This is a genomic window from Bacteroides sp. OF03-11BH (genome assembly GCF_003604005.1).
Lineage (GTDB): Bacteria > Bacteroidota > Bacteroidia > Bacteroidales > Bacteroidaceae > Bacteroides > Bacteroides ovatus.
On record NZ_QTMW01000090.1, the window covers coordinates 1 to 5864 of the forward strand.

6 protein-coding genes are annotated in these 5864 nt (G+C 31.2%); 4 read left to right on the top strand and 2 right to left on the bottom strand.

The annotated features are described in order from the left end of the window. Positions 1-228 precede the first annotated feature (228 nt). From DXA54_RS27320 to DXA54_RS27335, 4 genes are all read left to right on the top strand, one after another. The gene (locus DXA54_RS27320; protein ID WP_007557662.1) at positions 229-585 is read left to right on the top strand and encodes a plasmid mobilization protein; all 357 of its coding nucleotides are present in this window, start codon (positions 229-231) and stop codon (positions 583-585) included. A gap of 433 nt (positions 586-1018) precedes the next feature. After that, a complete protein-coding gene (locus DXA54_RS27325; protein ID WP_007559083.1) occupies positions 1019-2581 on the top strand; it encodes a relaxase/mobilization nuclease domain-containing protein in 1563 nt (520 codons plus the stop codon). 16 nt (positions 2582-2597) lie between these two features. Beyond that, entirely contained in the window at positions 2598-3221 is a 624-nt protein-coding gene (locus DXA54_RS27330) for a ParA family protein (RefSeq protein ID WP_004295355.1), read from the top strand. Positions 3222-3279: 58 nt separating this feature from the next. Further along, on the top strand, positions 3280-3714 hold the full coding sequence (locus DXA54_RS27335) for a hypothetical protein (RefSeq protein WP_007557648.1): 435 nt from the start codon (positions 3280-3282) through the stop codon (positions 3712-3714). A gap of 88 nt (positions 3715-3802) precedes the next feature. On the opposite strand, the gene DXA54_RS27340 is transcribed toward DXA54_RS27335, so the two are convergent. Beyond that, positions 3803-4525, bottom strand: coding sequence for a TetR/AcrR family transcriptional regulator (locus tag DXA54_RS27340; protein ID WP_120081164.1), 723 nt, complete (start codon positions 4523-4525; stop codon positions 3803-3805). Positions 4526-4527: 2 nt separating this feature from the next. Next, positions 4528-5763, bottom strand: a complete 1236-nt coding sequence (locus DXA54_RS27345; RefSeq protein WP_007559081.1) for an aminotransferase class I/II-fold pyridoxal phosphate-dependent enzyme — start codon at positions 5761-5763, stop codon at positions 4528-4530. Between the last annotated feature and the right edge of the window lie 101 nt (positions 5764-5864).

Below are 5864 nucleotides of genomic sequence, written 5' to 3' on the forward strand. Positions count from 1 at the left end.
TCTGCCCGGCATGGACGATAAGAGAACATTATTATGATACCAAAAAAACTTATCTAATTGTATTTTTTTCCCTTTTGTTTGGGAGGGTGTTTAGTAATTTATATATTTGCGTTTGTAGAAATTAATAGCAAGATGTGTTTTTGTGGACACAAAAACCAAATCTTGCCTGATAAATCAGGAGTTTAGCCCCCTCGCAACTTGGGGGCATATATTATTTAGTATCATAGTATGAAAGCAAATAAAAGAGATAGAATAGTGAAAGTTCGCTTAACGAATTTAGAATATGAAGAACTAACTAAAGCTTCTAAATCTAGCAAATGTATGTCAGATTATTTTAGACAGAGAGTCTTTAGGAAAGGAGTTGGTCTTATTGACCCTAAAGAATTTATTCGTTCGATGGATGAAATTTGTTTGGAAATGAAACGTATAGGAAATAATATAAATCAGTTGGCTAGGTATGTAAATATTCATAAGGAAGAAGTTAATCAAGAGGTTCTTAATGAGGTAGAAAAGAAAATGGCAGACTATGTAATTATGCAAGATAAATTGAATGTTACTTGGCGTAAGTTGATGTCAATCAAATAATATATGTATATATAATATTTATATATATAATTTTAGTGATAAAGACAGCGTTACTATTTCTTTTCCCTAAAGTTCCTTGTGTCGTTTCTCTCTATACCTGAATACAGGAAAACGGCTGCATCATAAAAGAAAAGACACCGACACCATTCAGGAACTACCGCCCATCGGTAAAAGGATTGCATCTAATTGATACCTTTTCTGCCTGCACTGGAGAGAAACCGGGAAGGTATTTGATACCGTACTTTTCCGGGTTCTGCCCGGCATGGACGAAGAGAAAACATTATTATGATACCAAAAACTTTAGGGGAAAATATTATATATATAAATAATATATGAATATATAATATTTGTATATTTATTGTATGAATAAATTATATTGAAATATTCTTTTATTGAATATTTGTTTGTATATTTGCGGTGTGAAGTTATAAATATGGTAGTAGTAGTTTTAAAAGCGGCAACTTCTTTCGCTGGTATTGATTATAATGAGCGAAAGAATGAGGAAGGCAAGAGTGAACTTCTTGTTGCAGAAAATTTTGCTATGAATCCAGATAATTTGAAGAAGTCGGATTATATAGCTTATATGGAATCTGTCTGTAGGACTAATCCAGCGGTCAAGGCAAAACAATTTCATGCAGTGATTTCATGTAAGGGGCGTGAATATTCGGCAGAGGATTTGAAAAATGTAGCTTTGCAATATATAAATAAAATGGGTTATGGAAATAATCCTTATATGATATATTTTCATTCTGATACAGAAAATAATCATGTACATATTGTTTCTACACGAGTACAGAAGAACGGACAGAAGGTAAAAGATAATATGGAAGCTGTGCGCTCACAGAAAGTCATAAATCAAATAATGAATGTTGATTTAGCTTTGAAGGCTAAAGATGATATTTCAAAATACATGGAGTTTTCTTTTTCTACAGTGCAGCAATATAAGTTGTTACTTGAACAATCAGGATGGAAATTAAGAGAAAAGGATGGATTATTAATTTTGTATAAGGGTGGTGAAAAGCACGCTTCAATTCAATTAGAGCAGATAAAAGATAAAGCTAAACAATATACACCTGATGAAGAAAGAAGAAAACAGATAACAGCTCTTTTATTTAAATATAAGCAAGGACTTTCCTATACAGAACTTCAAACTTTGATGAAAGATAAGTTTGGTATAAATTTAGTCTTTCATACAGGAAAAGGACATACTAAACCTTATGGATATACATTAATTGATTATAGAAATAAGAGAGTTTTGAAAGGTGGGGAAGTTATGGATTTGAAGGAACTTTTAGTAGAGCCTAATAAACAAGCAAAAGTTGAACACTGTAATAGTATAATTAATCTTCTTTTGAAAGATGGAACAAAATATACAATGGATAGTTTCAAGAAATTAATGTTAGATTACGGTTATAGGTTTTCAATGAATGGCACAATATTTATAAATGGTGATGATAAGGCTTTATTGGTTCTTGATAAAAAACTGTTGAAAGAACTTAGATATAATAGCAGAGTGTATGAAGCAAATAAATTTAATGTTGCTACACTTAAAGAAGCCGAGTTGTTAAGTAGAATTTATCATGTGAAAAAAGATGATATTTTGATTCAAGAGCATATGGATAAAAAAAATACTGTCTATACTGATATGATAAATAGTTATTTGGCTCATAGTTCAGATTTACATTCTACATTAAGAGAAAAAGGAATTCTTTTTGTTGAAGATGATAATTTAGTTTATCTAATAGATAAAAAGAATAAAGTAATCGTAAGTACTGATGATTTAGGAATCAATATTATAAAAGATGGCTATAGTAAAGATAGGATTACTCTAGTTACTCTTGATAAGATGGAAAGAATAAATGTTGAACAAGATTCAGAACTGGCAAGGGGATTTAATCTGATTGATGCTATTTGTGATATTCTTAGCCAGCATATAAATGTACAGCAAGATAAATCTCCTAATAGGAAAAAGAAAAGAGGACAGCAACAAAATTAATAAATATAAGTAAGATATGATAATATTATTTGGGAATCAGAAAGGCGGTTGTGGTAAAACGACTAATTGCATACAATTTGCCAACTATCTAGTAGAAAAAGGAAAAGAAGTTCTAGTATTGGATTTAGATTTTCAGCGTTCATTATCGGATAGAAGAAAAGAAGATATTGCGACCTATGATAATGAACCTAAATATGAGGTTATACAAACCGATATATCTAATGTTGCTAAAATTATTAGTGATTTTACTAAGGTTGAGCAAGGAAATCTATTAATAGATTTGCCTGGTAAGATTGATGATGATGCTCTGGGAACTATTCTTAAAGCTGCGGATATAATAATATGCCCATTTAAATACGATAAATTTACAATGGATAGTACAGGTTTTTTTATCCAAGTGTTACAGTATTTAAATGTAAAAGCTAAAATATTCTTTTTACCTAACAATATGAGAACTGCGGTAAGATATGAAACAAAAGAACAGGTAGTTGATATTCTTAAGCAAGTTGGTTTTGTTACAGATGAAATACCAGCTTCTGTTGCTATGGAACGTATAAATACATTAGCAATTAGTAATGAGTGTATTGATAAGGTGAAGAATGCTTATGATTATATCATTCAAGAAGGAGCAATAAAATAAAATATTCTTTTAATAGATATTTGTTATAAAGTTATTCATTTATTGTATATATTTGCACATGGCTGATAAATTAAGGAAAAAGCAAAATGAAGGTATTTCTAGTGTTCTGGAAATAGCTAAAATGATAAGAGGTGAAGAATTGCATGGGAGTAGTATAAATGAAGCTCCTATTCAAGAAGCTAAATATGAAGTTGAAGAGGAGAAAGAACCACTTCATGTAGAAATGGAAACAACTTCTTCGGAAGTTTTTAATTTTAATGGCTCTAGTGAAATGGATTTGACGGACTTATTAGAGTACATTAAAGGAAAAAATTATAATTGCAAGGAAGTTCTATATGTTGATACAGATGTAAAAGAGGTGTTTGGGTTGCTCAAAGCTAAAGCCAAAATACCTATTTCATCTTTAGTTTCGTTTATTTTGGAAGATTGGTTAACTAAACACCGTAGCGACATAAGTTCTTTGATTAAGCAAAAAAAGAACCGTTTTCTTTAGTACAGAAAAAGGGTCGTTTTGTGAAACAAAAGATTTTTGGTTAGGCTATAGACCCGTCCAATGGGTTTTTCCTCATTGGACGGATATTTTAGATAGAAACAATAATTTCTTTAGGGATTCCTGTATAATATGCTATTTTTTCTACAGGAATATTATCTTCTCTCATTTTTATTATAATATCAATATTTTCTTTAGTAATAGAAGAAGGTATAAACGTAAATAAAATGTCTGACAATTTGCTTATAGCCTTAATAACTTTTTGTTTGTCAGATTCTTTTTTTAAGTCTATTTCACTGAAAGTTGAAAGTTTATCATGCAAAATAAGATAATATATTCCTCCTATTATTAGTGCAGATATAGTTACAATGTCAATATCTGTATTGGAGAATATGTTTGAGAATTTTTGGCATAAAGGTAACGTGTGCAATTCCCGTAGTTGAGCGGTACGTTGACTAGTTTCATTGTTATTAGCTAGTTCCCATTTTAGAAGTTCTTGCATGATTTTATTTTCTGATAAAGATTGAAATAAACCTACAAGAATGTTCATATATAGTGCTTTATCGTTACTAGATTGTTTTTGTGATTTTACAATATCGCTAAACCAATAGTCGTATTTTTTTACATACTCGTCAATGAACTTATTCAAATCATCATATCTGTTATAGAATTGTACAGGCTCAATTTCAGCTTGTCGCATAATACCTGTAACTGTTAGATTAGAAAATCCTTCAGTTTCAATTAAATGGGTTGCCGCATTAATAATGCTTTCCTTTATGTCTTTGGTACTTCTTCGCTTTCTCCTTTCTTTCATTATTATTTTATTTTTATGTTCTTATTTATATCATTAAGAGTATTGACTAAAGATTCTAATTGTTCAAGTTTATGCGTGGCAAGAACGCTGACCCTTAATCTTGCTTCTTTGGTTCTTACAGCCGGATATACAATTCCAATTGTAAAGATACCTTTTTCTTGCAACATTTTAGCAATTTCGTAAACCTTTTTATTATCTCTTATCATAATAGGAAAAATAGGGGAAACAGATTTTCCTATGTCGAACCCTTCTTCTTTCAACCGTTTTCTAAGATAGTTCGTATTTTCCCAAAGTTTGGTTCTTATTTGTGGTTCTTTTTTTATAATCTCTAAAGCTTTTAGTATGGATGCTGTGACTTGTGGGGTAGGGGCTGCTGAAAACACATTGCTGTCCGCATAAAATTTCAAGTATTGTATTATCTTCTTCGAAGCTGCTGCAAATCCCCCTACGCAACCAAATGACTTGCTGAATGTGCCAGTAATAATATCAATTTGACCTAAACAGTTATAGTATTCAGCTGTTCCTCTGCCATTGGCTCCCATTACTCCTATTCCATGTGCATCATCTAACATCAGCATGGTTTCATAAGTCTTGCAAAGAGTAATAATTTCCGGAAGTAAAGACAAATCCCCATCCTGGGAATATACACCATCTATTATTACAAGTTTAGTTTGATATTGCCCTTTGACTTCTTTTAGTACCTTCTCCAAATATTCTAGGTCGTTATGCCCAATTCGTTTTATATTTGTTCCTTTTAGTCCAGCCATTGCGCTTGTGTGGATATAAGGGTCTATCAATGCAATATCATTTTGACCCAATAAGGCTCTTAGTATTCCGGCATTTGCTCCAAATCCGGAAGAAAATAAAATAGCTTCTTCTTGTCCTACAAAAGAAGCTATTTCTTTCTCTAGCTGTTGGTGTATGTCGAGATAACCACCTATTACTTGTGCAGCGCAAGCACCTGTTCCATATTTTTTTATAGCATCTATACCTGCTTGTTTAGTTTCTTCTCTTTGTGACATACCTAAATAATCATTAGAAATAAATGCAATAACAGGTTCGTTGAAGCCTTCAATTGCCATTGTTGAACCGATACCTGTATGTGAAGTTATCCAATAGCTTTTACATCCGAAATCATTTAGTTGCTCAATGTACTGCTGGAAATCATTTGCTCTCTCAATAGCATTTTTCCCATAGGATAGTTCAAAGTCTTTTAATGAATGATAAGTTTTTTCCATATTAGTATAATTTAGATTGTATATTGCAAAAATAGCAAATATATTATGTTTTTAAGGTAAGTATTCGGCCAACTACAGGTATTAAACCTTTATATACAACA

What these genes read in the sequence shown, in the direction of transcription:
- DXA54_RS27320 (WP_007557662.1), top strand. Translation starts at nt 229, where the DNA reads ATGAAAGCAAATAAAAGAGATAGAATAGTGAAAGTTCGCTTAACGAAT.
- DXA54_RS27325 (WP_007559083.1), top strand. Translation starts at nt 1,019, where the DNA reads ATGGTAGTAGTAGTTTTAAAAGCGGCAACTTCTTTCGCTGGTATTGAT.
- DXA54_RS27330 (WP_004295355.1), top strand. Translation starts at nt 2,598, where the DNA reads ATGATAATATTATTTGGGAATCAGAAAGGCGGTTGTGGTAAAACGACT.
- DXA54_RS27335 (WP_007557648.1), top strand. Translation starts at nt 3,280, where the DNA reads ATGGCTGATAAATTAAGGAAAAAGCAAAATGAAGGTATTTCTAGTGTT.
- DXA54_RS27340 (WP_120081164.1), bottom strand. Translation starts at nt 4,525, where the DNA reads ATGAAAGAAAGGAGAAAGCGAAGAAGTACCAAAGACATAAAGGAAAGC.
- DXA54_RS27345 (WP_007559081.1), bottom strand. Translation starts at nt 5,763, where the DNA reads ATGGAAAAAACTTATCATTCATTAAAAGACTTTGAACTATCCTATGGG.